The organism is Gilliamella sp. CG16 (assembly GCF_046635785.1).
In the GTDB taxonomy this organism is placed as follows: Bacteria; Pseudomonadota; Gammaproteobacteria; order Enterobacterales; family Orbaceae; genus Gilliamella; species Gilliamella apicola_I.
The window spans coordinates 72,522-96,204 of record NZ_JBIDFL010000008.1 but is presented as its reverse complement, the minus strand read 5'-3'; the positions used below and the strand labels follow the sequence as shown (position 1 = coordinate 96,204).

22 protein-coding genes and 1 pseudogene are annotated in these 23,683 nt (G+C 38.8%); 5 read left to right on the top strand and 18 right to left on the bottom strand.

The genetic code is table 11. The annotated features are described in order from the left end of the window. The 18 genes and pseudogenes from ACGH47_RS08780 to flgB form a co-directional block, all read right to left on the bottom strand. Positions 1-506 (bottom strand): annotated as a pseudogene (locus ACGH47_RS08780) (hypothetical protein); the annotation flags it as partial. 2 nt (positions 507-508) lie between these two features. Further along, positions 509-1,378, bottom strand: a complete 870-nt coding sequence (locus tag ACGH47_RS08775; RefSeq protein WP_411623234.1) for a hypothetical protein — start codon at positions 1,376-1,378, stop codon at positions 509-511. A gap of 11 nt (positions 1,379-1,389) precedes the next feature. Further along, positions 1,390-2,130: a hypothetical protein gene (locus tag ACGH47_RS08770; protein ID WP_411623233.1), complete on the bottom strand. Its 741-nt coding sequence runs from the start codon at positions 2,128-2,130 to the stop codon at positions 1,390-1,392. Between the two features lies 1 nt (position 2,131). After that, positions 2,132-4,729, bottom strand: a complete 2,598-nt coding sequence (locus tag ACGH47_RS08765; RefSeq protein ID WP_411623232.1) for a hypothetical protein — start codon at positions 4,727-4,729, stop codon at positions 2,132-2,134. A gap of 121 nt (positions 4,730-4,850) precedes the next feature. Then, entirely contained in the window at positions 4,851-5,105 is a 255-nt protein-coding gene (locus ACGH47_RS08760; protein WP_411623231.1) for a hypothetical protein, read from the bottom strand. A 236-nt stretch (positions 5,106-5,341) separates the two neighbouring features. Further along, the gene (locus ACGH47_RS08755; RefSeq protein WP_411623230.1) at positions 5,342-6,211 is read right to left on the bottom strand and encodes a hypothetical protein; all 870 of its coding nucleotides are present in this window, start codon (positions 6,209-6,211) and stop codon (positions 5,342-5,344) included. 250 nt (positions 6,212-6,461) lie between these two features. Continuing rightward, complete coding sequence (locus tag ACGH47_RS08750; protein ID WP_411623229.1) at positions 6,462-7,331, bottom strand: hypothetical protein; 870 nt, start codon at positions 7,329-7,331, stop codon at positions 6,462-6,464. Next, entirely contained in the window at positions 7,328-8,083 is a 756-nt protein-coding gene (locus ACGH47_RS08745) for a hypothetical protein (RefSeq protein WP_411623228.1), read from the bottom strand. Before ACGH47_RS08745 ends, ACGH47_RS08750 begins: the two co-directional genes overlap by 4 nt. Continuing rightward, a complete protein-coding gene (locus ACGH47_RS08740) occupies positions 8,080-10,650 on the bottom strand; it encodes a hypothetical protein (protein WP_411623227.1) in 2,571 nt (856 codons plus the stop codon). Before ACGH47_RS08740 ends, ACGH47_RS08745 begins: the two co-directional genes overlap by 4 nt. Positions 10,651-11,327: 677 nt before the next feature. Continuing rightward, positions 11,328-12,371 (bottom strand): flagellar assembly peptidoglycan hydrolase FlgJ, encoded by a 1,044-nt coding sequence (flgJ, locus tag ACGH47_RS08735; RefSeq protein WP_411623226.1) that lies wholly within the window; start codon positions 12,369-12,371, stop codon positions 11,328-11,330. 16 nt (positions 12,372-12,387) lie between these two features. After that, positions 12,388-13,497, bottom strand: coding sequence for a flagellar basal body P-ring protein FlgI (locus ACGH47_RS08730; protein ID WP_267360999.1), 1,110 nt, complete (start codon positions 13,495-13,497; stop codon positions 12,388-12,390). Positions 13,498-13,508: 11 nt separating this feature from the next. After that, the gene (locus ACGH47_RS08725) at positions 13,509-14,189 is read right to left on the bottom strand and encodes a flagellar basal body L-ring protein FlgH (protein WP_267349928.1); all 681 of its coding nucleotides are present in this window, start codon (positions 14,187-14,189) and stop codon (positions 13,509-13,511) included. Between the two features lie 21 nt (positions 14,190-14,210). Next, positions 14,211-14,993 carry a flagellar basal-body rod protein FlgG gene (gene flgG / locus ACGH47_RS08720; RefSeq protein WP_267361001.1) on the bottom strand — a complete coding sequence of 261 codons (783 nt, stop codon included), beginning with the start codon at positions 14,991-14,993 and terminating at the stop codon, positions 14,211-14,213. Positions 14,994-15,008: 15 nt separating this feature from the next. Then, positions 15,009-15,764, bottom strand: a complete 756-nt coding sequence (locus tag ACGH47_RS08715; RefSeq protein WP_267378595.1) for a flagellar basal body rod protein FlgF — start codon at positions 15,762-15,764, stop codon at positions 15,009-15,011. Between the two features lie 14 nt (positions 15,765-15,778). Continuing rightward, positions 15,779-16,990, bottom strand: coding sequence for a flagellar hook protein FlgE (gene flgE, locus ACGH47_RS08710; RefSeq protein ID WP_411623225.1), 1,212 nt, complete (start codon positions 16,988-16,990; stop codon positions 15,779-15,781). Between the two features lie 16 nt (positions 16,991-17,006). Continuing rightward, positions 17,007-17,726, bottom strand: a complete 720-nt coding sequence (locus tag ACGH47_RS08705; RefSeq protein WP_220216102.1) for a flagellar hook assembly protein FlgD — start codon at positions 17,724-17,726, stop codon at positions 17,007-17,009. A gap of 13 nt (positions 17,727-17,739) precedes the next feature. After that, positions 17,740-18,144, bottom strand: a complete 405-nt coding sequence (gene flgC / locus ACGH47_RS08700) for a flagellar basal body rod protein FlgC (protein ID WP_220216101.1) — start codon at positions 18,142-18,144, stop codon at positions 17,740-17,742. 5 nt (positions 18,145-18,149) lie between these two features. Then, positions 18,150-18,560 carry a flagellar basal body rod protein FlgB gene (gene flgB / locus ACGH47_RS08695; RefSeq protein WP_267349920.1) on the bottom strand — a complete coding sequence of 137 codons (411 nt, stop codon included), beginning with the start codon at positions 18,558-18,560 and terminating at the stop codon, positions 18,150-18,152. Between the two features lie 153 nt (positions 18,561-18,713). Here flgB and flgA point away from each other — a divergent pair, with 153 nt between their 5' ends. From flgA to flhA, 5 genes are all read left to right on the top strand, one after another. Then, on the top strand, positions 18,714-19,373 hold the full coding sequence (gene flgA, locus ACGH47_RS08690; RefSeq protein ID WP_267349918.1) for a flagellar basal body P-ring formation chaperone FlgA: 660 nt from the start codon (positions 18,714-18,716) through the stop codon (positions 19,371-19,373). A 72-nt stretch (positions 19,374-19,445) separates the two neighbouring features. Further along, positions 19,446-19,742, top strand: coding sequence for a flagellar biosynthesis anti-sigma factor FlgM (gene flgM / locus ACGH47_RS08685; RefSeq protein WP_220216098.1), 297 nt, complete (start codon positions 19,446-19,448; stop codon positions 19,740-19,742). Between the two features lie 26 nt (positions 19,743-19,768). Then, positions 19,769-20,203 (top strand): flagella synthesis protein FlgN, encoded by a 435-nt coding sequence (locus ACGH47_RS08680; RefSeq protein ID WP_294827565.1) that lies wholly within the window; start codon positions 19,769-19,771, stop codon positions 20,201-20,203. 142 nt (positions 20,204-20,345) lie between these two features. Beyond that, complete coding sequence (flhB, locus tag ACGH47_RS08675) at positions 20,346-21,485, top strand: flagellar biosynthesis protein FlhB (protein ID WP_411623224.1); 1,140 nt, start codon at positions 20,346-20,348, stop codon at positions 21,483-21,485. Between the two features lie 8 nt (positions 21,486-21,493). Further along, positions 21,494-23,581 (top strand): flagellar biosynthesis protein FlhA, encoded by a 2,088-nt coding sequence (gene flhA / locus ACGH47_RS08670; protein WP_411623223.1) that lies wholly within the window; start codon positions 21,494-21,496, stop codon positions 23,579-23,581. Positions 23,582-23,683 lie beyond the last annotated feature (102 nt).

The window sequence follows — 23,683 nt, the reverse complement described above, 5'->3', positions numbered from 1 at the left end:
AAATTGCCATCTTTAGCTAAAATAAAGGCTTGGTCATTAACTACATCGTATTGGGGAGAATCATGATCGCCTAGCCAATACCCATCCGCTAAATGGATGCTTCTAAAGGAACGCCCACCATCAATAGAAGTATCAATAGCAGACAGATCTGCTAAAGGAACAGAAATATAGTTTTTAGCGGGATGCCGATAAGGTTCGGTGTAAACTCGTTGTGAGTGAGCCGCTAATTGGTAATAAACCTGTTCTTTATCGTCAATAAAATAGACTTGACCTTGACAGCGGTAACCGGTTAATAGCAGATAGCGGTTTTCGTCAAATCGATAGACAACTTGTGACGGACTGACAACTTTGGGCTGGCGTAAATTATTCACCGGTGAAACCGCCCACACGCCTAATAAAAACAGCAGATAACTTGCTGCTTGTACCAGTTTATGACGTGGTTTAAATAGGGTAATAACAAAAATAATGCCCCCTATAAGGGTACAGATAAGGGCAACGATTAACATGATTATTTTTCCGCCCCGACTTCGCAACGAATTTTATCCCACCCTTGATAAGGTTCGGGTTGGATATGTTTAATTGACTCAACCCGATTTTTATATTCCTGATTATCAATAAGCCTATCATAGGCACCAAAATTAGAGCCATCTCTAATTCGTTCATCAGAAAAAGCTGCGGAAGGGTAATAGACGGGGTACATTTTTAATCCTTGTCCATAATCAATATCATCATAGTTATAGGATGCCCCAAATATTACCTCGCCATTTTTTAACACAAAATAGCCGGTATTGCCTGAAATCGTAATAGGTGCGTTTCTTTTTCCTGGTTCGCTATAAATTCCTTGAATTGGTGAATCATCCACACCAATAAAAAAATCGACTTCATCACCGGGTACCGCTGCCATGGGCGATACTTCGGCCGTAATAAAATGCCGCCCACCATCAACGGACATGGCAAAATCGGTTAAATTTTGAGTAGGAATGGCAATATACTGCTTACCGGGGTTGTAATAGTGATATTTAGGTAAGTCATAGGCGGTATAAAACCGTTTTTGAATTAAGGTATGAATATTATTTTTATCGTCATGAAACCAAATATGCCCACTGCAATTTTCGCCTTGCAGTTCAAGGTAGCGGTCAGCATCATAGCGGTAAATCACCTGCCGTTTGGTGCTGACATAATAGAATGATTTTTTCAGTACATCACCGTTTCGGGCAAAGCTATAAAAAAGTTGATACCCGTCGCGTGGTTCGGGCTTAGGCGGCATAAGTGGCATGGGTTCGGTCGGGGGAAACGGGGCAATATCCGACAAAATGACCACCGAGCCGACCGGTATCACAACCAGCGTAATAAATAATGTTATTAATTTTTTTTTCATCCGTTTATTCCTTAATTGGCGGTGCCTAACCATTGTTGAAAGACTTCTAACAAGGGGTGGTTGTCGGGCAGAACAGTGTCTTCGGCATCGTAATCACATTGCATTTTGTCCCAGCCAGTGTAGTCATCAGGAATAGGGGGAATAGTGTCGGGAATGATTTGACTGCGACCTATTATTTTATTTTTTTGATTTCGTTTAGTTAGCATATCCCATCCTCTGTAACCAAATGGCTGTTCTGATGCAAACAATGTACCATCTTTAGCTAAAATAAAGGCCCGGTCATTGACCACATCATATTGAGGAGAATCATGATCACCCAAATAGTTTCCAATACCTAACTCGATGCTTTTAAATGAACGCCCACCATCAATAGAAGTATCAATAGCAGACAGATCAGCTAAAGGAACAGAAATATAGTTTTTAGCGGGATGCCGATAAGGTTCGGTGTAAACTCGTTGTGAGTGAGCCGCTAATTGGTAATAAACCTGTTCTTTATCGTCAATAAAATAGACTTGACCTTGACAGCGGTAACCGGTTAATAGCAGATAACGGTTTTCGTCAAATCGATAGACAACTTGTGACGGACTGACAACTTTGGGCTGGCGTAAATTATTGACTGGCGAAACCGCCCACACGCCTAATAAAAACAGCAGATAACTTGCTGCTTGTACCAGTTTATGACGTGGTTTAAATAGGGTAATAACAAAAATAATGCCCCCTATAAGGGTACAAATAAAGGCTATGACGATCATATTAACGCTCCTTTTTTGTGTCAGGCACAGGTTGTGGCCACTGTAATTCAGGATCTATAAAAAACTCACAAATTTTGTTATCTAACACTCTAATTGCAGTTTTAACTACCCCTTTAACCATCGGATTAGGGATAAGGCTGGCTGCCCCACTGCTGCCATTGACTAATATCATTCTACCAATGGTTTTTACATTCTCATACTCATTGACAACGTCTTGAGGTACTTTTCCTTGTAAAAGATTCATACTCTTCTTAATTTGATCAGGTAAAATACCGTATCTTTGGTAATTTAACGTGTCTTTATCCATATTGAGTGGCGATCGCCAGTCGGCATCGTCAATTAAGCGTTGCCATTCACGCTTGCTTGCCATACTGGCGGTGTTGACTTCACCTAAGGCTAAATCATACGCCATAATATGCGACGGAACCTGTTTGTGTAGGGTAATGCCAGAGTGGTGGCTGCTATCCACGGGTTCAGATGCTCTGGTTTGCACATCTTTATAAACCCCTTGTCTGATTTCGTCTTCATCAGGAAAACACCACACTTCGAACTTATAAGGATCGTCGGTAAATCGGAAGTGGGCAACGTTTTTCCATTCGGGGTGTTCTGCTTCTCGATCTTTTCGCCATTGGTAATGGCCATCGATAGCATTGTTATATATTGCCGATCCTATCCATGACTTTTTGGGGCGATCCGGCCCCCGATAATAAAATTCATATTTCGGGTAAGGCTTATAAAGTTCTGATTTCATATAATCACTTTTGTAATGACCATATTTATCTTTTTTTATAAACAGATCATGACAATAAATTGCCTTGGCTAACTCAGTTTGAGGGCTTTTTCCACAACCGGTATAAATTATGGGTTCGGGTACTTGTTCGCCATTAATAATGATTTTTTCTGTTGTATTAAATGTAGCATTTCCTAATGATCCTGTTTCAAATGGCGAATAAACGTTATTTTGCTTATCTTGCTTTAACTGTAATAAGATTTCTTCATCAAGTTGATAAAATAACATGATTTTATCCGTTGTTTTATCCCAGTTACCTCGGATAAAGCGACCATTTTCGATCTTGTCGTGTTGATTGACTAATGCCAGTTCGTCATCGGTAAGACCAACATAGATCGTCACCACGTCGACATCAAATTCGTTTTTATATTGGTTATAAGTATCCGTATAGCGCTGATTGAGGGGTTCTCTATCTAAATATTTTGGAAAATCATAGACAAATGTGCCGTTGGATTCAAAACAAACTAACTTACTGGGATCTTCGCCCACTTTAATGCGGTGGCTAAATACCCGCTGTTTTAAGTTGTCACCGCACTGCTCAAATATTTTATTGGGAATGCCGCGCCACCCCATGCCTTGGACACTGCGCAGCGACACGACTTGATCGTTAGGGCTAAAATAGTTATACACTTTGCCAAAATTGTCACGCCCATACAGCGGATCAGTAAAATCGTAATAAGGCGTATCAGGATTGAGTAAATCGGGTTTTGTTGGGGTCGATGCTACCCCTTTTTCGATTAACACATTAGGATCGTCAAATTTCTTTTTCCGTAAATTCTGTCCTTTTTTGATAGCATTCACAAAATTGATAAAGGTCTGTTCCCGTGCTTTGTTGGTTTGTACCCCCATGCCCAGTTCTTTTGATTGTCCTTCAAAATATGTGTAATTAAAGGCATATGGTGAGTGAGCCATAATCACGCAGTCTGCCGGTAAAAGCTTTTGTTCCTTTAACATCAGATTGGCTAACATGGTAATAATGGTACCTTGGCTGTGGGCAACAATATTAATTGGCGCATGTTTAAACCTGTCATTATCTCGAATACTTTTGATTAGCTTGGCTAAGCGGTGGGCAGCAAAAACCATATAAATCCGGTGCGGATTATAATACGCTTTTGAACCCGTTTCTGACCCTAATTGGGCAATATAATTAGAAAACGATGTAAAACCAGGACCATACATATCGGGTATACAAGTGGTGGCGTCAGAAAACGGTCCCCCATTGCGCGTAAACAGGTTATCGATCCAGTTGCCAAAATTGTCATGATTTAATTTAGAAAACCCATACATGTCTTTCAGTTCTTTGGTTTCACGTTCAATCCAATAAGCATCATAGGGTAGTTCGGCTTTTTTTTCTTTTTTTAATCGTTCTTCATACGCTTTTTGTTCAGCGTAATAAGTATCGATATCAACCGGTCGATACCCCCAATAAAAAGGTATAACAGGTGAGTTACCCTTATGTTTTACTTCACTCGGTTTTAACGGCGGCTTAGTTATCTTGGATTCTGTCCATTCTGTAAACATTTGCATTCTGGGCGAAAAATTTTCATCGTCGGTTTGTGTCCATTCCCATTTATTGGGTTTCAAATCGTTACGTCCTAACCGTTTGTTTAATCCCGCACAAATGCCTTTATCTAAATTGGGGAATGCTTCGCCTACATCGTTAACACCATGAATTAAAATAACAATACATGGCAGTGGCGCAGGTACATCAACGACGCAGGTTTTCATGACATCAGTTGATTGTTCAGGTACACCAATTATGCCCTCAATCGAGGCAACGGCTTCATCAGCATTATTTTTATCCATCATAAATTAAATCCTTGAGTAATCTTTTCTATAATTGTTTTCATTTTGTTATTGTTAGTTTTGCTATTTTACTGTTTCATCCATACGCTTTTTTTCTATACTATTTACTAAATGCTCAATGCCATTAGATTGATTGTTTGAAATTATTGGTATCGCTATTGGTGGTTTTCAGCCAATTTTTAAAGTGGGTTACTATAAATTGATTGATTAATAAAGCGTTAAAGAAGGTGAGTTTTAGGTATAACCTGTCACGATTAATGACAGAAAGGCATGATATCGACAATTGATTAACGTTAACAAGGGTGAAGAGATGATCATTAAGCGACAAAATATCGATTAAAAAATTTTGCTTGTTTATTGTCGATTCCCTTGTGTTCATTGTGCATTCCTTTGGTGTTAATAGTGACAATTTTTTACCGAATAAAAAACTTATTATTGGTATGAAAATTAGCCTAACTAAAATACGTTTTTTTTTTCAACAATGCAACTTTTTTTGATTAAAATTATCGAGATAAGCGATTAAGAAATGTTGGTCATTATCCAAAAATGATGCTAATAACCAAGCAAAAATCCTGCCCCCTGTAAGGGGGGACATAAGGGCAATACTTAACATGACTATTTTTCCGCCCCGACTTCGCAACGAATTTTATCCCACCCTTGGTAAGGTTCGGGTTGGATATGTTTAATTGACTCAACCCGATTTTTATATTCCTGATTATCTAGAAGTCTTTTATAAGCACCAAACTTTGATCCATCTCTAATCCGTTCATCAGAAAAAGCGGCGGAAGGATAATAAAATTGGTTATATCTTAAACCTTGTCCATAATTAATATACTGATAATCATAGGATGCACCAAATATTACCTCGCCGTTTTTTAACACAAAATAGCCGGTATTGCCCGAAATGGGAATGGGAGTATTATATTTTCTTGGTTTGTCATAAATTCCTTGAATAGGCGAATCATCCACACCAATAAAAAAATCGACTTCATCACCGGGTACCGCTGCCATGGGGGATACCACGGCAATAATAAAATGCTGCCCGCCATCAACCGAAACGGCAAAGTCGGTTAAATTTTGAGTGGGAATGGCAATATACTGCTTGCCGGGATTGTAATAGTGATATTTAGGTAAGTCATAGGCGGTATAAAACCGTTTTTGAATTAAGGTGTGAATATTATTTTTATCGTCATGAAACCAAATATGCCCACTGCAATTTTCGCCTTGTAGTTCAAGATAGCGGTCAGCATCATAGCGGTAAATCACTTGCCGTTTGGTGCTGACATAATAGAATGAATCATCCAGCACTTCATCGTTTCGGGCAATGCTATAAAAAAGTTGATACCCGTCGCGCGGTTCGGGTTTAGGTGGCCGCAGTGGCATTGGCTCTGAACTTGGAAAAGGGGCAATGATTGATAAAATACCAATCAGTACAACTGGCACAGCAAATAACAAAATACATAATTTAACGAGTGTCTGTTTCATTGAAAAGTTCCTGATTTGGCAGTACCTAGCCATTGTTGAAAGACCGTCAATAAAGACAGATTATTGGGTAATTTAACGTCATCGGCATCAAAATGGCACTGCATTGATTATTCACCGGTAAAATTGTTTATAGCCCAATAACAACAGCCAATACGTGTTGCTTGCACAAGTTTAAGACGTGGTTTAAACAGGGTGTTAGCAAAAATCCTGCCCCCTGTAAGGGGGGACATAAGGGCAATACTTAACATGACTATTTTTCCGCCCCGACTTCGCAACGAATTTTATCCCACCCTTGGTAAGGTTCGGGCTGGATATGTTTAATTGACTCAACCCGATTTTTATATTCTTGATTGTCAATAAGTGTATCATAGGCACCAAAATTAGAGCCGTCTCTAATCCGTTCATCAGAAAAAGCGGCGGAAGGATAATAAAATTGGTTATATCTTAAACCTTGCCCATAATTAATATACTGATAATCATAGGATGCACCAAATATTACTTCGCCGTTTTTTAACACAAAATAGCCGGTATTGCCCGAAATCGTAATAGGCGTGTTTCTGTTTCCCGATTTGCTATAAATTCCTTGAATAGGCGAATCATCCACACCAATAAAGAAATCCACTTCATCACCGGGTACCGCTGCCATGGGGGATACTCTGGCAATAATAAAATGCCGCCCACCATCAACGGACATGGCAAAATCGGTTAAATTTTGAGTAGGAATGGCAATATACTGCTTACCGGGGTTGTAATAGTGATATTTAGGTAAGTCATAGGCGGTATAAAACCGTTTTTGAATTAAGGTGTGAATATTATTTTTATCGTCATGAAACCAAATATGCCCACTGCAATTTTCGCCTTGCAGTTCAAGGTAGCGGTCAGCATCATAGCGGTAAATCACCTGCCGTTTGGTGCTGACATAATAGAATGAATTATCCAGCACTTCATCGTTTCGGGCAATGCTATAAAAAAGTTGATACCCGTCGCGCGGTTCGGGTTTAGGTGGTCGCAGTGGCATTGGCTCTGAACTTGGAAAAGGGGCAATGATTGATAAAATACCAATCAGTACAACTGGCACAGCAAATAACATAATACATAATTTAACGAATGTCTGTTTCATTGATAAGTTCCTGATTTGGCAGTACCTAGCCATTGTTGAAAGACCGTCAATAAAGACAGATTATTGGGTAATTTAACGTCATCGGCATCAAAATCGCACTGCATTTTGTCCCATCCGGTGTAATCATCGGGAATCGGGGGAATGGTGTCGGGAATGATTTGACTGCGACCTAATATTTTTTTATGTTGATCCCATTTAGATAACATATGTGGCGCTTTCGTGCCAAAAGGGCGTTCCGAGGCATGTAAATTGCCATCTTTAGCTAAAATAAAGGCTTGGTCATTGACCACATCGTATTGGGGAGAATCATGATTGCCTAACCAGTACCTATTCGCTAAATGAATGCTTCTAAAGGAACGCCCACCGTCAATAGAAATATCAATAGCAGACAGATCTGATAAAGGAACAGAAATATAGTTTTTAGCGGGGTGACGATAGGGTTCGGTATAAATTCGTTGTGAGTGAGCCGCTAAACGATAATAGACTTGCTCTTTATCATCAATAAAATAGACTTGTCCATTACAACGGTAGCCGGTTAATAACAGATAACGGTTTTCGTCAAACCGATAGACAATTTGCGAAGGCCAAACATATTTTTGCTCTTGCAAATCGGTAATGGGTGAAATAGCGAGTATGCTAAAAATATAGATAAGATAGCTGAGTACTTGCCAGCCCAAATGATGTCGCTTAATGAATAACCAAGAAAAGCTTATTCCTCCAATTAAGGTTAGCAATATTGCTAAAATAATCATTTATTTCTCCTTTTGGTGATAGGTTCAGGCATTGGCCATTGTATATCTTTATCAAACATATATGGGTAGTGTTTTCTAGCAATATCAGGGATTTTAGTTCGTGAGCTGGTGACAGCATCTTTCATTAGCGAGTAAGTCCCTTCTAACGAAAAAACAAACCTAAATTCATTCACTACGCTATTAGGTACAGTGCCTTTTAAAAGATTCATACTCTTCTTAATTCCATCAGGTAAAATACCCGAAATTTGATAGATTATTGTTTCTTTCTCTTCATTTTGACGCGACCGCCAGTCGGCATTATTAATTAGCCGATGCCAAGTTCGCTGATTGGCTTTACTTGCAATACTAACTTCGCCAAGGGCAAGGTCATACGCCATAATATGCGATGGTACCTGTTCGTGTAGGGTTATGCCAGAGTGGTGGCTGCTATCCACGGGTGTAGATGCTTTGGTTTTTACGTCTTCATAAATCCTTTGTCTGATTTCGTCTTCATCAGGAAAACACCAAACTTCGAATTTATAAGGGTCGTCGGTAAATCGGTAGTGGGCAACGTTTTTCCATTCAGGGTGTTCTGCTTCTCGATCTCTTTTCCATTGGTGATGATTATCGATGGCGTTTTTATAAACCATCGATCCTATCACTGACTTTTTGGGGCGATTAGGTCCCCGATATTCAAATGTATATTTCGGATAAGGCTTATAATGTTCCGATTTCTTATAATCATTTTCGTAATGTCTATATTTATCTTGTTGGATAAACAGATCATGATAATAAATTGCTTTGGCTAACTCAGTTTGAGGGCTTTTTCCACAGCCGGTGTAGGTAATGGGGATAGGTACTTGTTCGCCATTTACTTTTAACTGCTCCTCTACTGCGTAGCTAGCATTACTGTATCGGTTAGCATCAAAAACACTATCTGACCCTGTTTCTGTTGGCGAATAAATCCCGGATTGTTGATCTTGTTTTAATCGTTCTAAGTCTTCGTCATTTATTTTGTATTGAATAATGAGTTTACTTTTGAGTATATCGTAATAGCCGTTATGATAACGACCGTTTTTAACCGGATTATGTTGATTAATTAGCGAAATTTCATCTTGGGTTAAAAAGACTCTCGTTGTAGTTGTATTACCTTTAACAATTTCTAAATATCTGTTGTGCAAAGCTTTTCTATCGATATATGTGGGCAAATCAATCTTGAATGTTCCACTGGGTCTAAAAAAAATAAACTTATCAGGATTTTCACCCACCGGAAAACCATGCCCAAAAGCGCGTTGCCTTAAGTTGTCCCCACACTGTTTAAAGACGTGGTTAGGTATGCCTTGCCAACCCATTCCTTGAATGCTTCTTAACGAAACGACCTGATCATTAGGACTAAAGTAGTTATACACTTTACCGAAATTGTAACGCCAATACAGCGGATTGGTAAAATCGTAATCAGGCGTGGCAGGATTAAGTAAATCGGGTTTTGTTGGGGGCGATGCCACGTATTTTTCAATTAATACTTCAGGATTGTCGAATTTCTTTTTTCGTAAATTCTGTCCTTGTTCGATAGCATCTACAAAATTGATAAAGGTTTGTTCCCGTGCTTTGTTGGTTTGTACCGCCATGCCCAGTTCTTTTGATTGCCCTTCTAAAAATGTGCCATCAAACGCATACGGTGAGTGAGCCATAATCACGCAGTCTGCCGGTAAGTAATCCTCGTCTTTAAGCATAAGATTAGCTAACATAGTAATAATGGTGCCTTGGCTGTGGGCAACAATATTTATTGGCGCATGTTTTAATTTGTCATCATCCCTAATATCTTTTATTAATTTAGCTAATCGATAAGCAGCGAATACCATATAAATTCGGTGCGGATTTTCATAAGCTTTTGACCCTTTTGGTGACCCTAATGTAGCCACGAAATTTGTCATAGACGTTAAACCGGGACCGTACATATCGGGTATGCAGGTGGTGGCGTCAGAAAACGGTCCACCATTACGGGTAAAAAGGTGATCGATCCAGTTACCAAATTGATCACTGCTTAATTTGGAAAAACCAAACATGTCTTTTAGTTCTTTGGTTTCACGTTCAACCCAATAAGCATCATAGGGTAGTTCGGCTTTTTTATCTTTTTTTAGTCGTTCTTCGTACGCCTCTTGTTCAGCGTAATAACTATCAATATCAACCGGTCGATACCCCCAGTAAAAAGGGATAATTGGCGAGTTACCTTTGTGTTTTTCCTCACGCGGTTTTAATGGCACCTTAATTATCTTGGGTTCTGTCCATTCTGTAAACATTTGCATTCTGGGCGAAAAATTTTCATGGTCGGTTTGCGTCCATTTCCATTTATTGGGTTTTAAATCGTTACGTCCTAACCGTTTGTTTAACCCCGCACAAATTCCTTTATCTAAATTAGGAAATGCTTCGCCTACATCGTTAACGCCGTGAATTAAAATAACAATACATGGCAATGGTGCAGGTACATCAACGACGTGGGTTTTCATGACATCAGTCGATTTTTCCGGTACTCCAATTACGCCTTCAACAGTGGCAATGACATCATCATAGCTATTTTTATCCGTCATAAATTAACTCCTTGGGTAATCTTTTTACTATAATTGAGTTCTTTTTGTTATTGTTAATTTTGATTTTTTCACTATTTAATCCATGAGCTGATGTTCTATACCATTGATAAAATACGTAATGCCATTGAGTGGATTGTTTAAGACTATTGGTATTTTTATTGAGTTTTTTCAACCAATTTTTAAAAAGGGTTGTTTTAACATGATTGATTGATAAAACGCGAAAGGTGGTTAGTTTTAGGGGTAACCTGTTATGGTTAATGACAGACATGATTAAAATCGACAATTGCTTAAAATTAACAATGGTGAACAAATTGTGATTAAGCGACAAAACGTCGATTAAAAAATTTTGCTTGTTTATTGTCGATTTCCTTGTGTTCATTGTGCATTCCTTTGGTGTTCGATAGTGATAATTTTTTACCGAATCATATCACTATCAGTATAAAAATTAGTCTAGTTAAAATACGTCTTTTTTTTCAACAATGCAACTTTTTTTTGATTAAAATTATCGAGATAAGTGATTAAACATGGTGAGCAGCTTGTTAGCAATCAAGGTGATCACTAACAATATAAGGCATTTATGACTATGTGATTATTGCATTTATAAACAACCCATATTGTGTTTTAAAAAAGGTTGTTAATTGTAAAATGTTACCCGTTAGATTGGTTCTTTTAGTCAATCAATTAAACATAATTGGTTTAAAACTTGTTATATGGGTGGTGGGGTGTGTTTGAGCAATTTGTTCTATACGCGCAATAATTTGTATGAGCTTGTCACTGTAGTTGGGATCGGTTGCGTATTTGGCTGCTTGTAATGCCTTGGCAGCGGTTCTTGCATCGGGTGCTTTGACCACCGCTTGATAGCGAGGGCTTTGGGTTAATAGATTAATATAGTCGGTTAATGCATGTTGTTTACTGGTATAGACTTTAAAATTATCTTGGATTTTTATCATTTGGTTATTGATAAATTCTTGTGTTGTTAAGCGGGTCGCATTACCTTGCCATGTTGGCGTGGCTTTGATGCCAAAGTAATTATGGCTTGATTGGTTATCTGTGGTTTTAATCAGTTTTTGTCCCCAACCTGTTTCTAGTGCAGCTTGCGCTATGATAACTTCGTAAGGTATACCTGAACTTTTAGAAGCTTGTTGAGCAGGAATAAGCCATTCTTTGATAAATGCGGTTACATGATCTTGATTTGCTTTATCGGCAGGTTTTAACGATGTGATTTCTGATGCATTTATTTTTGAAGCATTATCGATTTTATGGCTATGATAAAGCATTTGTCCTAATGCTTCAGGCGTAACAGTCGCTGATGCGTTGCTAAATAAAGATTGTGCAAGTTTAAGGTTAGGTTGTTGCGACGATTTTTGGGGTTGAATAGGAATAGTGCCCGACGATGATACATTGGGTGACAAAGGTTTGCCATGCGTGAGTTGCTTGGTAATGATATTAGCAAGCCCCAACCCTTTACCTGCTGCTTGCTGAGCAATTTGCTGATCAAACATCGAGGTAAAGAGTTGTGTTGCAGGTTGATTGAATAATCCACTGTCCGGCACTGCTTTACGCATTGATTGCATCATCATATTAATAAATAGCGTTTCAAATTGTTCAGCAACTTGTTTAATGCTTTGGTTAGTTCCTTTTGCCACATTGCGTTTTAATTGATTTAGTCCATTTACATCATAGGCAAAACGGTGAACAGATTGATTAATCAGATTATTCATATTCTATTTTTTATATCTAAATGGTTTCTAACGAAGCATGTAAGCAACCGGCTTTTTTAAGTGCTTCAAGGATTGACATTAATTCGGTCGGATTGGCACCCAGTAAGTTGAGCGATTTAATTACACTATTTAAATTCACCCCTGCAGTGACTTTTTGCAATGCACCACCTTGCTCTTCAACTGCAATTTGTGTTTCAGGTGTGACCGCTGTTTCCCCACCCGCTAAAGGTGTATTGGGTTGGTTAACTTTGAGTCTATTATTGACGACAACCGATAAGTTACCATGGGCGACAGCGCAGTTATCCAACTGGACTTTTTGATTCATGACCACAACCCCAGTACGAGTATTAATGACGACTTTGGCTGAGATCGGCGTTGCACCAATTTCAAGATTTTGTATTCGTGATAATAATTTAACTCGTTCTTGGCTGGTAACAGGCATTTTGACTGTCACCGTCGTACCGTCTTGTGCCACTGCGGTGTTTTTTTGTAATTTATTAATTGCTTCGGAGATTTTTAAGGCACGAGTAAAATCGAATTGATTCAGATGTAGGTGAATAATGTCTTGTTCATCTAATCGCATGTCTAATTCACGTTCTATCGTTGCACCATTCGGGATTGTCGCGCCAGCTAATTGATTGACACTTACACTACTTCCGCCACTACTTGCGCCCATTCCGCCCAGAAAAAGATTACCTTGAGCAATCGCATATACTTGGTTATCTGCGCCTTTTAACGGCGTCATAATTAATGTGCCTCCTCGTAAACTTTTGGCATTACCCAGTGAGGATACCACGACATCTATTTGTTGTCCTACTCGTGAATAAGCGGGTAATTTTGCTGTGACCATAACGGCGGCAACATTTTTAAGTTGCATATTGCTGCCTGTTGGAACAGTAATGCCTAATTGAGATAACATATTGGTGATACTTTGAATCGTAAACGGTGTTTGCGAGGTTTGGTCGCCTGTTCCATCAAGTCCCACCACAATGCCATAACCTACTAACGCATTATCACGTACCCCTTGTATGGTGACTAGATCACGGATGCGCTCAGCGTAACTATAAGGTATCGCTAAAATCATCATTAAGATAAAACAGATAAGAGTAGGTAATTTTTTTATCATGCTAAGACTCGTTAAAACGGTGAAAGATTGAGAAATAAACGCTGTAGCCAACCCATAGTTTGTGCTTCATCGATGTAACCATTTCCGACATATTCAATACGGGCATCGGCTACTTGTGTTGAGATAACGGTATTATTGCCGCTAATTGTTCGAGGGTTAACTACACCTGAAAATCGTATAAATTCCGTTCCTTGATTTATCGCAATTTGTTTTTCACCAATGACTTTTAAATTGCCGTTTATCATTACATCTTGTACGGTGACAGTAATAGTACCGCTAAAGGTATTTTTAGCGTTTGCTCCTCCAGATCCTTTAAAATCATTACCGCCAGACATGTCTGTTTCGACTTTTCCACGTCCAACCAGTCCATCTAAAAAAGTGGGCACAGCTTTTACCCCTAAATTCAGTGAACTGTTACGTCCGGCATTGATTGATGAGCTTTTGCTGGCACTGACGTTTTCTTGTAATACTATGGTTAGCACATCGCCAATATTGCGTGGACGGCGATCTTCAAACATGGGTTGGTAACCAAAATTACTTGGTTGTGCTGCTTGATAGATAGACCCGCTGGTGTTAACAATTTCTGGCATTTGCGGAACGATACTCGTTTCACCTTTGACTAATGGTTTTTTCGGTAACTGTGCGCAATTCACTAAGCACAGCGCAGCGATCACGATATACAGGGATTTCATCACGTTTATCATGGTATTAATTTATAACTGATTTAATCGTTGTAGCATCTGATCGGATGCCGAAATCGCTTTACTGTTAATTTCATAAGCACGTTGTACTTGAATCATATTTACCAGCTCTTCGGCAACATTGACATTCGATGTTTCGGTATAACCTTGGTATAGCAATCCTGCACCATTTAGGCCGGGGGTGTTTTCAGTCGGCGCACCAGAACTTTCGGTTTCTAAGTAAAGATTTTCCCCCATGCTTTCAAGTCCTGCATCATTAATAAAGGTGTGTAATGTCAGTTGACCTACTTGCACTTGCGAGGATTGATTGGCAAGGGTGACATTGACAATACCATCACGCGCGACCGTCATTTTAATCGCATTTGCGGGAATATTAATGGTTGGTTGAATTTCATAACCGTTGGCGGTGACGAGTTGTCCATTTTGGTTAACTTGAAATGCGCCACTACGGGTATAAGCTTGGGTTCCGTCTGGTAATAGCACTTGGAAAAAGCCTTGTCCATTAATGGCAATATCACTACTGTTGTCGGTTAATTCTAAATTACCTTGGCTGTGAATTCGTTCGGTGGCAACCGGTCTTACCCCTGTGCCAATTTGTAAGCCTGACGGTAAGGTAGTTTGTTCTGAAGATTGTGCGCCCGGTTGGCGAACAGTTTGATATAGCAGATCTTCAAATACTGCTCTTTGCCGTTTAAAACCACTGGTACTGACATTGGCTAGATTGTTGGAAATAATATCCATATTCATTTGTTGTGCGGTTAAACCGGTTTTGGCAATCCAGAGTGATTTAATCATTGGTGATACTCCTAATTAAGTCAGTGATAATATTTGATTCGCTTTTTGGGCATTTTCGTCAGCGGTTGTGATCCCTTTCATTTGCATTTCAAAATGGCGAGAATGGCTGATTAAATCAACCATTGCGACAACGGGATTAACATTACTGCCTTCCAATACGCCCGACATCAATTTGGCATTGGGATTATCGGGTAATACGGCGCCACGGGCATTGCGTGTCTGTTCAGTCAATTGAAACAAGCCATTATCACCGCGAGTTATTTCGTTGGGTTTAAGTTGGACTTTTTTAATTTTACCCACTTGGGCTATGGTGGTCGGTTTATCGCCTGCGCCTAAAGCTGATAAAGTCCCGTCTGAACTGATACTGACTTTTGATTGTTGCGGAACAGTTAGTACACCGCCATCACCCATTAAAGGGTATCCTTGCACACGCAATGTACCTTCTTCATCAATTTGGATCGCACCATTACGGGTATAAGCCTCACTACCATCGGCAAGTTGTACCGCTAACCAGTTATCTTCGGCTAAAGCAACATCTAATTCTCGACCAGTATAATTAAATGCCCCCATACTGGCATCAAATGTGGGGGTGGTTGCCGTGACCATTGTTCGGGTTGGCATAGTGCTGCCAACAATAGGTACCGCTTTCATTGCAGCTAATTGGGCACGAAAGCCTGATGTTGAAACATTGGCTAGGTTATTACTGGTTATTGCTTGCCGATGAAGAGTCTGACTTGCTGCCGACATGGCTGTATAAATAACGCGATCCATAATTTATTCCTTAATTAACGCAAGTTAACCAATGTGTTAAGTATCTGATCCTGCGTTTTTATGGTTTGTGAATTAGATTGATAATTGCGCTGGGCAACAATCATGTTGACTAATTCTTGACTCATATCCACATTGGATGATTCCACTGCACCGCTGGTCAATGCGCCCATCGTGCCTGAGTTTGCGATACCTAATACTTCAGCGCCGGATTGAAGTGTTGAACGCCAATTGTTATTGCCTGCTGACTCTAGTCCGTTAACATTGGCAAAATCCGCCATCGCAATTTGACCTAACAACATGGTTTGTTGGTTAGAATAGATACCGTAAATCGATCCGTCATTATTGATGTTGTACCCGACTAAATCCCCCGGTGCATAACCATCAACGACAGGTGTTTTGATACTGCCCACTTCTTTGCCCATATTTTGCTGAGAGCTATTAGCCAGTGATAGTGTAAACGTGTTGTCAGCAGAGCCATTAATACCGTTAATATTTACGGTCATTTCTGGATCACTGATTAATTTACCGGATGAATCAAATTCCATTTGCCCCATTTTTTGTAATGTTGCATTCTGGTCGCTGCTGTCAAGATAATGCACATCCCATTGATTATCGGCTGTTTTGACATAAAACAGTTGTACATTACGTTGATTACCGAGCGAATCGTAAGTTGTCAGCGTTGTTGAGTAGTTGAACGTATCGGCATCAAGTGCATTAATAGGCTGTTTTTCAGGTACCGTACTATTTGAGTTTAAGTTAGTTTGTAATGATGCTTTTGTTGTAGCGGCAGCATTTAACATTTCTTGCGAAATTTTAAGAGGCCCCGGTGCTGCACCTTGTGCAATTTGTGGCGGTGTGCCGGTGGCTAAGTAGCCAGTGAGTTGTAAACCATCTGCCGAAATGATGTTGCGCTCGGCATCTAATTGAAATTGACCATTACGGCTATAATAAATTTGTCCACTACTATCCACTAAGCGAAAAAAACCATTGCCAGAAATAGCAACATCTAAACTATTGTTAGTGGCGGTTGTTGTTCCGTCACCAAAATTTTGCATGACGGCTGCAACTTTCACACCCATACCAACTTTTGATCCGGCATACATGTCGGCAAATGAGATACTCGCACTTTTAAAGCCAACGGTTGCAGAATTGGCAATATTATTACCAATGACGTCTAATTGTTTTGATGCAGCATTCATGCCGCTAATTGCTTGAGAAAATCCCATTTGAATTTCATCTCCCTTAAAGAATTTGACGTACTTCGTCAATACTAATTGAACCAAGTATTCCTAAATCGAGTAATACTTTATTATTAACTTTACTGTTTATCACACCATAGACAACCGAATAGCCAAGTGACGTTGAGGATACTTTTTGTCCATCGTAACTGGCATTGACCGAAAAGGTATAACTACCATCGGGTGCGGTGGTGCCATCGTTTAACTGACCGTCCCAAGTGAAGGAGCTAACCCCAGCAGGAATCGAACCTAAATCGACTTCACGTACGACATTACCATTTTCATCTAAAATCGTAATGATGACTGAATCAGCATCACGCATTAGCTCAAAACCAAATGGTGTGGTAATGGTTTCGGTTTCGTTATCAGTACCTTCAAGCTCAGAGGTCGCCACTAAAATTTTATTGCCAGGTACCATTACCCCTTTACCAATCATGTTGCTGGCATTGACCGATAAACTATCGTCAATTTGCCCAGACACCATGCCTAGCGTGGTGTTTAATCTTTCAATCCCCGCTAATGTGTTAATTTGAGCAAGTTGCGAGGTTAATTGGCTATTATCCATTGGATTGGTTGGATCTTGATTCTTCATCTGGGCAATCAGTAGCGTTAAAAAGTTATCTTGTAATTCTTTACTCGAATTGCCATCAGTTGTACTTTTTTGTTTGGTTTGAACACCATTTACGCCTACCGATTCGGATACAGACACATTTGTTACACCCATCTATCACTCCTTGCTATTGACCTAATGTCAATGTTTTTAACATTAGGCTTTTGGCGGTATTAATGACTTCGACATTTGCTTGATAGCTGCGTGATGCTGATATGGTGTTGACCATTTCGGCAACAACATCGACATTGGGTTTTTGGATGTAACCTTTCTCATCGGCTAATGGATGATGTGGCTCATAAACTAAGTTCATGGGTGACGGGTCTTCAATCACTTGGGCGACTTTAACGCCAGCAATACTATTTTGCTCACCGTTATTATCCACCTGAAAAATAACTTGTTTTGCTTGGTATGCTTTTCCTGATGTGCTGGTGATGCTGTCAGCATTCGCTAAATTACTGGCGCTGACATTCATTCGCTGAGTTTGTGCCATTAAGGCCGAGCCAGAAATTGCAAAAATTGAAAAACTCATATTGATTATCCTTGCTGTAATACAGACATTACATTTTTAAATTGTTCACCTAAAAAAGTTAAATTGCTTTGATAGTGGATACTGTTATCCATAAATGCTGTGCGTTCTTGATCCATTTCGACCGTATTACCGTCCGCTGATGCTTGATAAGGAATACGATAAAGCATATTTACATTTGTCATAGCAGGTGCATTGATCTGTATATGTTGATTCGACGTTACGTTAAGTTGTAGGTGATGGCGACTATTCTGATGAGTTAGTGCTTTTTTCAATTCGGCATTAAAATCAATATCACGCGCTTGATAATTCGGTGTATCACTATTAGCAATATTTGATGCTAAGATAGTTTGTCTTTTTTCACGTACATTTAATGCTTGTTGATGAAAATTAATAAAGGTGTCTAATTTATTCAGCATAAAATCGTCTCACTTTGTTTGATATTTAAAATTTTATGTGAATCAAAAAAAACTCATCGTATAAATAACAACAAAAATTGTCCTTATTTCAACATTCAATAAAATTGTTCATACAGTAAAATCGGCTTACAAATAATTTTAAAACAAGCAAATATGATTAAGGTTATTAGATTAATACAGCTTATTTCACTGTTATTGGTGACCAATATGGCGATGGCTGATTCATTTGAAAGAGCGGTGAATGATTTAGTTTCAAAACATATAACGGTTCCTGTCGATAATATTTCGATATCTTATATATCGCCTAAACCGCAGTTAATGTGTGATGAGCCCAAAATTACGCTACTGAATAATAAAAAACAGTGGGGTACGATGACCATTGGCGTTAAATGTGGTAATAAAACGCAGTATTTGCAAATAAAAGTCAGTGCTGAGGGACGTTATTTTGTCGCTGATAAACCTATAAGTGCAGGAACGATCATTACTGATGCACTGATACGGTCAAAATTGGGGCGACTTGATCTTCTAGCCAATTCGGTAATTTTAAATAAGCAGCATATTATTAATCATATTGCATTACGTAACATTGAGCTTGATGAGCCAATTCGAACTTCAATGCTGCAACAAAATTGGCACATCAAGGCCGGTCAAATGGTGAAAGTCTTGATTAATGGAGAGGGGTATGTGATTGCAACAAAAGGTAAATCTCTTAATAACGGCGCCTTAGATGATCATATTAGTGTAAAGCTTAATTCTGGCAATATTGTTGAAGGTATTGTTACGCAAGAAGGTGTGACAATTTTCGATAAATAAAATTAATGATTTTTTTATTTTTGCCGATAATTAGACTAAACAAATCATTAAATTTTTGATCAAAGGTATTTTATGAGTATAGAAGCGACTAAATCGGTAACGACAATAGCAGGATTACTTAATCGTGATGTTATCAATGAGCAACAAAAAAGCCCACGATCATCTCAGCAGACAGAAAATAGCCTGACCAGCAGTGCTAATGTGACATTAAGTCAAAATACCTTATCGCTTTTACAGTCTACGCATAATGACATTGATATGGAAAAAGTTGATAACATAAAACAGGCTATTACTGAAGGTAAATTAGTGATAAACACCACAAAAATAGCTGATGAACTTATCAAACAGATGATTGAAAATATTGAATAGTTAGTAAAGTTTGAAAGGAAATAAAAATGTTAGAATTAAATGACATCTTAAATAAAATAACCGTCATGTTACAAACACTTTCAGACATTTTGCAGACCGAGCAACAAGTGCTTATTGAAAACAGTTCTATCAATCAACTTAATGAAATCATCAATAAAAAGAGTCAATTACTTATTGAATTAAAATTATTAGATGAAAAACGAATAAATATTAGTAAACAACTCAATCTATCTTCCCCTTATAGTGAAAATCCAGAACTGGCAGAGCAATGGCAATCCATTACAACCACTACGCGGTTATTAGCGAATATCAATCGTGATAATGGTTTGATTATTCAAAATCGTATGCATCGTACTCAGCAAACTATCGATCATTTAAAAAGTATTCATAATCCGGTTGTTTATACCAATAATGGTTATCAACAAACTGAAACAATCTCATCAAAACGAGCAAAAGTTTAATGATAATTGCGGTGTGTTCAGTGTAAACGCGTTAAATACACCTTAATTTGTCGTTTAATCAAGCCAATAACTTTAGTGTGTTAAGTACATACTGTGACTATTTTATTTCTATTTAGACAGTTAGATACTATTAACCCCTATCATGGCTAATGAAAGTGATGTAGATAAAAGCGAACGCCCCACCGATAGCAAACTAAAAAAAGCTAAAGAGAAGGGACAGATACCCCGTTCACGAGAATTGACTTCCGTCATTATTTTGTTGGTGGGCATTATGCTTTTTTGGTTAATGGGTTCTGCATTAGTCCAGAAGTTAATCATCATAATAAAAACAGCGATGCAGGTCTCTTTTCGTGTAAATGATGAATCTCGTATTCTGACTAATTTGATTGAGTTAATGACTGCAGGTTTTTGGGCTATTGTTCCTCTGTTTTTTGCCTTGGCTATCTTTGCTATTGTGGCACCGCTTTGTGTGGGTGGCTTGTTATTTAGTTGGCAATCAATTAAACCCAATTTTAAAAAGTTGAATCCGATTTCTGGTTTTGGGCGGATGTTTAGTCGCCGAATTTTAGCGGAATTATTTAAAAGTATGCTAAAAGTCATATTAATCACGATAGCTGCTTCATTGTTATTATTCGACTTATTTCCAAATCTGCTTTCTCTTCCAAAAATGTATTTAAATAGCGCATTAACAAAAGCAATAGATCTTATTTTGATTTGTGGATTATTCATGGTGTTGTCACTTATTCCGATGGTCGGTTTTGATATCTTTTATCAGATTTGGAGTAATTTAAAAAAATTGATGATGTCAAAACAGGAAATTAAAGATGAGTTTAAAGAGCAAGAGGGGAATCCTCAAATAAAAGGTCGTATTCGGCAGATGCAGCAAGCCATGGCAAGGCGTCGCATGATGAAAGACGTCGCTAAAGCAAATGTCATTGTAACCAACCCGACTCATTATGCGGTTGCTTTACATTATGATGAAAAAACCATGATAGCCCCTAAAGTATTGGCAAAAGGAACCGATCAAATCGCTTTACGAATTAGGGAGATCGGCAATCAACATCATATTCCACAATTAGAAGCGCCACCACTGGCTAGGGCTTTATATCGTTATGGTGAAATTGGCGAGACCATTCCAACCGAATTATATACAGCTGTTGCGCAAATTCTTGCTTGGGTTTATCAATTAAAACGGTGGCATAAATTTGGCGGTGATAAACCGATTACACCTAACAATTTGCCGGTACCTGAGTCATTAGCAGAAAATCAACCAAGGCGGTAATTAATTACATGATTAAAAATAAAATAGTTTCGTTTTTATCAACCAATGGGCTTAAAAAAGGGCATTATCAAATTTTAGCAGGTCCACTGCTAATTTTATTGATTCTTTCAATGATGGTATTACCGTTACCTGCGTTTATTTTAGACCTGTTTTTTACCTTCAATATTGCGTTATCAATTATTATTTTGATTGTGGCATTGTTTACTAAGCGTGTACTTGATTTTGCTGCTTTCCCAACCGTGTTATTGTTTGCGACTTTACTACGCTTGTCATTAAATGTTGCCTCGACGCGGGTTGTTCTGTTAAAAGGTCATACTGGCAGTCATGCCGCAGGTCGGGTGATTGAAGCTTTTGGTCATTTTCTGGTAGGTGGCAATTTTGCGATAGGTATTGTGGTTTTTATCATTTTGGTGATTATTAATTTTATGGTTATCACTAAAGGGGCTGGGCGAATAGCCGAAGTCGGTGCTCGTTTTGCATTAGATGGTATGCCCGGTAAGCAAATGGCAATTGATGCGGATCTAAATGCTGGATTAATTGGTGAAGACGAAGCCAAAGCACGCCGAGCCGAAGTCACCCAAGAAGCCGATTTTTATGGTTCAATGGACGGAGCAAGTAAATTTGTTCGGGGGGATGCGATTGCTGGCTTATTGATAATGGCAATTACCATTATCGGTGGGCTGTTAGTTGGGGTCGTACAACATGGTATGGCACTAGCGGATGCGAGTCAGACGTATGTATTATTAACTATTGGTGATGGTCTGGTTGCTCAAATCCCTTCTTTAATTATTTCAACGGCTGCTGGCGTGATCGTGACAAGAGTGACATCACAAGAAAACATCAGTGAACAGATGCTAAACCAGTTGTTTAAAAATCCACAAGTATTAATCTTGACTGCGGTAGTCATTGGATTATTGGGTTTGATTCCGGGTATGCCAAATCTAGTATTTTTACTGTTTACTGCGATATTAGTTTTGTTGTCTTGGTGGCTTAATAAGCAGAAGAAAAATGATACGACTGCCAGCACTAAGCAAGTTGATACGCAAGCAACGACACCGAGTAATATTGAAGCATCTTGGTCGGACGTCAGTATTGAAGATATTTTAGCAATGGAAGTGGGGTATGGGTTAATCCCTATGGTAGATCAGACTCAGAATGGTGAATTATTGGGTCGGATACGCAGTTTACGGAAAAAGTTTGCTCAAACGTTTGGTTTTTTACCGCCTCAAGTTCATATCCGAGATAATTTATCGCTCGCACCTTATCAATATAAATTATTTATTAAAGGTGGGGAAATAGGAAAAGGTGAAATTGTTAATAACAAATGGTTAGCGATTAATCCGGGGAATGTGGCAGAAACCATTGACGGAATACCCACTACCGAGCCTGCGTTTGGTTTGCCTGCGGTATGGATAGACGCAAGTAATAAAGAAAATGCTCAAATCTTAGGTTATACCGTTGTTGATACCAGCACCATGATTGCGACCCATTTTAATCACCTATTACAACAGTTCGCCAGTGATTTATTAGGACGAGTGGAAACACAAGAGTTATTGGATCATGTTAAACAAGATATTCCTAAATTGGTGGAGGACTTTATACCGGGCGTCATTACGTTAACGACGTTTCATAAAATACTCCAAAATTTAATCGCCGAAAAAGTGTCAATACGTGATATGCGCACAATTATCGAAACTATAAGCGAACATGCACCGAATCAAAACGATGCTTATCAATTGCTTAGCTTAGTGCGAATAGCTTTAGGAAGAGTGATAACACAACAATGGTTTCCGGGGAATGGGGCAATTAATGTCATTGGTTTAAATGTGAATTTGGAACGATTGTTGCTACAAGCACTCCAAAATACCAGTAATGTTGAACCGGGACTAGCGGATCATATTATTCAACAAGTTAAGCAGGCTTTAAATCAGCAAGATGCCATTGGTGCACCGCCTGTACTCTTGGTTAACCACACATTAAGACCGATGCTATCACAATTTTTAAGACCCCATTTTCCACAGCTAGTGGTATTGTCAAACTTAGAAATCACGGATAATCGAGAAATTAAAATGACTTGTCAAATTGGTGCAGAATAGTACCAGAAATCTTATTAATAGAACTTAAATTGATAGTTCAGCAATAAAAAGCGCTATCATATAGTGAACAGGCATTAGCCGTTCACTCTATAAAATAGGTTG

Excerpts from the sequence above, each read along its gene's own strand:
- ACGH47_RS08775 (WP_411623234.1), bottom strand. The coding sequence starts at position 1,378 with ATGAAAAAAAAATTAATAACATTATTTATTACGCTGGTTGTGATACCG.
- ACGH47_RS08770 (WP_411623233.1), bottom strand. The coding sequence starts at position 2,130 with ATGATCGTCATAGCCTTTATTTGTACCCTTATAGGGGGCATTATTTTT.
- ACGH47_RS08765 (WP_411623232.1), bottom strand. The coding sequence starts at position 4,729 with ATGATGGATAAAAATAATGCTGATGAAGCCGTTGCCTCGATTGAGGGC.
- ACGH47_RS08760 (WP_411623231.1), bottom strand. The coding sequence starts at position 5,105 with ATGAACACAAGGGAATCGACAATAAACAAGCAAAATTTTTTAATCGAT.
- ACGH47_RS08755 (WP_411623230.1), bottom strand. The coding sequence starts at position 6,211 with ATGAAACAGACACTCGTTAAATTATGTATTTTGTTATTTGCTGTGCCA.
- ACGH47_RS08750 (WP_411623229.1), bottom strand. The coding sequence starts at position 7,331 with ATGAAACAGACATTCGTTAAATTATGTATTATGTTATTTGCTGTGCCA.
- ACGH47_RS08745 (WP_411623228.1), bottom strand. The coding sequence starts at position 8,083 with ATGATTATTTTAGCAATATTGCTAACCTTAATTGGAGGAATAAGCTTT.
- ACGH47_RS08740 (WP_411623227.1), bottom strand. The coding sequence starts at position 10,650 with ATGACGGATAAAAATAGCTATGATGATGTCATTGCCACTGTTGAAGGC.
- flgJ (WP_411623226.1), bottom strand. The coding sequence starts at position 12,371 with ATGAATAATCTGATTAATCAATCTGTTCACCGTTTTGCCTATGATGTA.
- ACGH47_RS08730 (WP_267360999.1), bottom strand. The coding sequence starts at position 13,497 with ATGATAAAAAAATTACCTACTCTTATCTGTTTTATCTTAATGATGATT.
- ACGH47_RS08725 (WP_267349928.1), bottom strand. The coding sequence starts at position 14,189 with ATGAAATCCCTGTATATCGTGATCGCTGCGCTGTGCTTAGTGAATTGC.
- flgG (WP_267361001.1), bottom strand. The coding sequence starts at position 14,993 with ATGATTAAATCACTCTGGATTGCCAAAACCGGTTTAACCGCACAACAA.
- ACGH47_RS08715 (WP_267378595.1), bottom strand. The coding sequence starts at position 15,764 with ATGGATCGCGTTATTTATACAGCCATGTCGGCAGCAAGTCAGACTCTT.
- flgE (WP_411623225.1), bottom strand. The coding sequence starts at position 16,990 with ATGGGATTTTCTCAAGCAATTAGCGGCATGAATGCTGCATCAAAACAA.
- ACGH47_RS08705 (WP_220216102.1), bottom strand. The coding sequence starts at position 17,726 with ATGGGTGTAACAAATGTGTCTGTATCCGAATCGGTAGGCGTAAATGGT.
- flgC (WP_220216101.1), bottom strand. The coding sequence starts at position 18,144 with ATGAGTTTTTCAATTTTTGCAATTTCTGGCTCGGCCTTAATGGCACAA.
- flgB (WP_267349920.1), bottom strand. The coding sequence starts at position 18,560 with ATGCTGAATAAATTAGACACCTTTATTAATTTTCATCAACAAGCATTA.
- flgA (WP_267349918.1), top strand. The coding sequence starts at position 18,714 with ATGATTAAGGTTATTAGATTAATACAGCTTATTTCACTGTTATTGGTG.
- flgM (WP_220216098.1), top strand. The coding sequence starts at position 19,446 with ATGAGTATAGAAGCGACTAAATCGGTAACGACAATAGCAGGATTACTT.
- ACGH47_RS08680 (WP_294827565.1), top strand. The coding sequence starts at position 19,769 with ATGTTAGAATTAAATGACATCTTAAATAAAATAACCGTCATGTTACAA.
- flhB (WP_411623224.1), top strand. The coding sequence starts at position 20,346 with ATGGCTAATGAAAGTGATGTAGATAAAAGCGAACGCCCCACCGATAGC.
- flhA (WP_411623223.1), top strand. The coding sequence starts at position 21,494 with ATGATTAAAAATAAAATAGTTTCGTTTTTATCAACCAATGGGCTTAAA.